The 2,788-nt window shown below is 67.1% G+C and carries 3 protein-coding genes; all 3 read left to right on the forward strand.

Translation table 11 applies throughout. The features are described 5' to 3' along the window. Positions 1 to 303: 303 nt before the first annotated feature. Positions 304 to 1,389 carry an S-methyl-5-thioribose-1-phosphate isomerase gene (gene mtnA / locus RUW20_RS04665; RefSeq protein WP_313951031.1) on the forward strand — a complete coding sequence of 362 codons (1,086 nt, stop codon included), beginning with the start codon at positions 304 to 306 and terminating at the stop codon, positions 1,387 to 1,389. After that, positions 1,382 to 2,023 (forward strand): class II aldolase/adducin family protein, encoded by a 642-nt coding sequence (locus RUW20_RS04670; RefSeq protein WP_313951032.1) that lies wholly within the window; start codon positions 1,382 to 1,384, stop codon positions 2,021 to 2,023. Before mtnA ends, RUW20_RS04670 begins: the two co-directional genes overlap by 8 nt. 38 nt (positions 2,024 to 2,061) lie before the next feature. After that, on the forward strand, positions 2,062 to 2,788 hold a 727-nt coding region (locus RUW20_RS04675), incomplete at its 3' end, for an NAD(P)/FAD-dependent oxidoreductase (protein WP_409559307.1).

Below are 2,788 nucleotides of genomic sequence, written 5' to 3' on the forward strand. Positions count from 1 at the left end.
GTAGTGGTCGAGTTTCCATGATCAGCCTCCGGGTGCATGTGGTGTCACCGGGCCGGCACGCGTCGTCGGCAATGCGGTTGCGCCAAACCCGTCGTCACGACTCCGGCAACTGGCACGACGACAGTACCGTACGTGCGGTTGCATGTCGATGGGACCCGCTGCGGTCAAGGAAATTCAACAGCACCGTAAGGACCCACCCGGACTGGCAGCTCTGGCGTGTTATGAAGATTCGCTCGCGCTTTTTGGTCCTGGTGTGGCGGCGCTTGGACGGCGGCCTGGCACCCCGCTGGTAGAATGCCGGGCATGAACGTAAACGGCATTCCCACGCGAACGATCTGGCCGGCGGCGGACGGCTGTGCGGTGGACATCATCGACCAGACCGCGCTGCCCCACGAATATCGCATGCTGCGGCTGCGCAGCCTGGAAGACACAGCACTCGCGATTCGCAGCATGCAGGTCCGCGGCGCGCCGCTGATCGGCGTTACCGCGGCCTACGGCGTGGCCCTGGCGATGGCGCAACGGGCGGACGACGCGGCGTTACTGGCCGCGGTCGAGACGCTGGCGGCGACGCGGCCGACGGCTGTCAATCTGCGCTGGGCACTGGCGCGCATGCAGACCTGCCTGACACCGCTGGCGCCGTCGGCGCGTGCCGACGCGGCGTGGCGCGAAGCCGCCAGGATCGCCGACGAGGACGTCGAGCAGTGCCGCTCGATCGGCCGGCACGGGCTGCAACTGCTTCGTTCCTGCCTCGGGGCGCGCGGCCGCCTCGAGCTGATGACCCACTGCAATGCCGGTTGGCTGGCGACGGTCGACTACGGTACGGCGCTGGCGCCGATCTATGCCGCATTCGACGAGGGAATCGACGTGCATGTTTGGGTTTCCGAGACCCGACCGCGCAATCAGGGTCTGCTGACGGCCTGGGAACTGGCGCAGCATGGCGTGCCGCATACCGTCATCGCCGACAACGCTGCCGGCCTGCTGTTGGCGCGTGGCGGAATCAACGCGGTGATCGTCGGTGCCGACCGCATCGCCGCCAATGGCGACGTCGCCAACAAGATCGGCACCTACCTCAAGGCGCTGGCGGCGCGCGCTGCCGGGGTGCCGTTCTACGTCGCCGCGCCGCGGTCGACGATCGACTTCGCCTGTCCGGACGGTGCGTCGATCCCGATCGAGGAGCGTGCCGCCGACGAGTTGCGCGTCGTGCAGGGTTGCGATGCGACAGGCGCTCCGGCGACCCTGCGCCAGTTGTCCGCCGATGAAACCGTCGCCAACCCGGCTTTTGACGTCACCCTGGCCGGCCTGGTCAGCGCGCTGATCAGCGAGCGTGGCTCGTGCCCGGCGAGCCGTGCGGGTCTGCTGGCGCTCTACCCGGAGGAAGGACATGCCTAATCTTCGTCAGCAGCTGATCACCACCGCACGTCGCATGACCGCCGTCGGCCTGAACCGCGGCACCGCCGGCAACCTCAGCGTGCGTGCCGGCGACGGTCGGGAGGGTTTTTTGATCACTCCCACCGGCATGGCCTACGACGCCCTGCAAGCCGACGACGTGGTTTTCATGGCCCTCGACGGAACATCGGAGGGGTGTCGCAAACCGTCGTCCGAATGGCGCTTCCACCGCGATCTCTACGCCGCTCGCCCGGAAGCCGGGGCCATCGTTCACGCGCACTCTCCCTTCGCCACCAGCCTGGCCTGCCTGCGCCGCGACATCCCGCCTTTTCACTACATGATCGCCCGCTTTGGCGGCGACAGCCTGCGTTGCGCGGGCTACGCCACTTTCGGCACGCAGGCGCTGTCGGACACCGTGCTGCAGGCGATGACTGGTCGCCGGGCCTGCCTGCTGGCCAATCACGGCATGCTGGTGTTCGGCGACGATCTCGAGCAGGCGCTCGATCTGGGCGTCGAACTCGAGACGCTCTGCGAACAGTACTGGCGCGCCTGCCAGCTTGGTGAGCCGGTACTGCTGGACAGCGCAGAGATGGCCACGGTGCTGGCCAAGTTCGGCAGCTACGGGCAGCAGGCCTGAGCGCCGTCACAGGCTTTTCCGGAGAACCCGAGCCAATCATGCTACGCATCAGCGAAATTCGTCTGCCCATCGACCATACGCCGGAAGACTTGCCTGCCGCGGTGGCTGCTCGCCTGGGCCTTGTGCTGGCCGATCTCGGCGAAGTCCAGGTCTTCCGGCGCAGCCAGGACGCACGCAAGGCGAGCGCGCTGATGTTCAGCTACGGCGTCGACGTGGCGGTGGCCGACGAAGCGCTGCTGCTCGAGAAATTCGCCAGCGACCACCGCGTGCAGCCGACGCCGGACATGCGCTATCACTTCGTCGGGCAGGCACCAGCGCAACTGGCGTCGCGGCCGATCGTCGTCGGCTTTGGCCCGGCCGGCATCTTTGCCGCGCTGATTCTGGCGCAGTCCGGCTTTCGGCCGATCGTCCTCGAGCGCGGCAAGGCGGTGCGCGAGCGAACGCAGGATACCTGGGGGCTGTGGCGCAAGAAAGTGCTCGACCCGGAATCGAACGTGCAGTTCGGCGAGGGCGGTGCAGGGACTTTTTCCGATGGCAAGCTGTACAGCCAGATCAAGGATCCGCAGCATCATGGCCGCAAGGTGCTGGAGGAATTCGTCAAGGCTGGCGCGCCGGAGGAGATCCTCTACGTCAGCAAGCCGCACATCGGCACCTTCCGGCTGGTCAGCATGGTCGAGCAGATGCGCCGGGAGATCGAGCGGCTCGGCGGCGAGATCCGTTTCCAGCAGCGGCTCACTGGCTTGCACCTTGAACAAGGTCGCGTGC

The sequence above is a fragment of the Accumulibacter sp. genome (assembly GCF_032229525.1).
Lineage (GTDB): Bacteria > Pseudomonadota > Gammaproteobacteria > Burkholderiales > Rhodocyclaceae > Accumulibacter.

Coding starts and splice junctions, on each gene's coding strand:
- mtnA (WP_313951031.1), top strand. CDS start 304: ATGAACGTAAACGGCATTCCCACGCGAACGATCTGGCCGGCGGCGGAC.
- RUW20_RS04670 (WP_313951032.1), top strand. CDS start 1,382: ATGCCTAATCTTCGTCAGCAGCTGATCACCACCGCACGTCGCATGACC.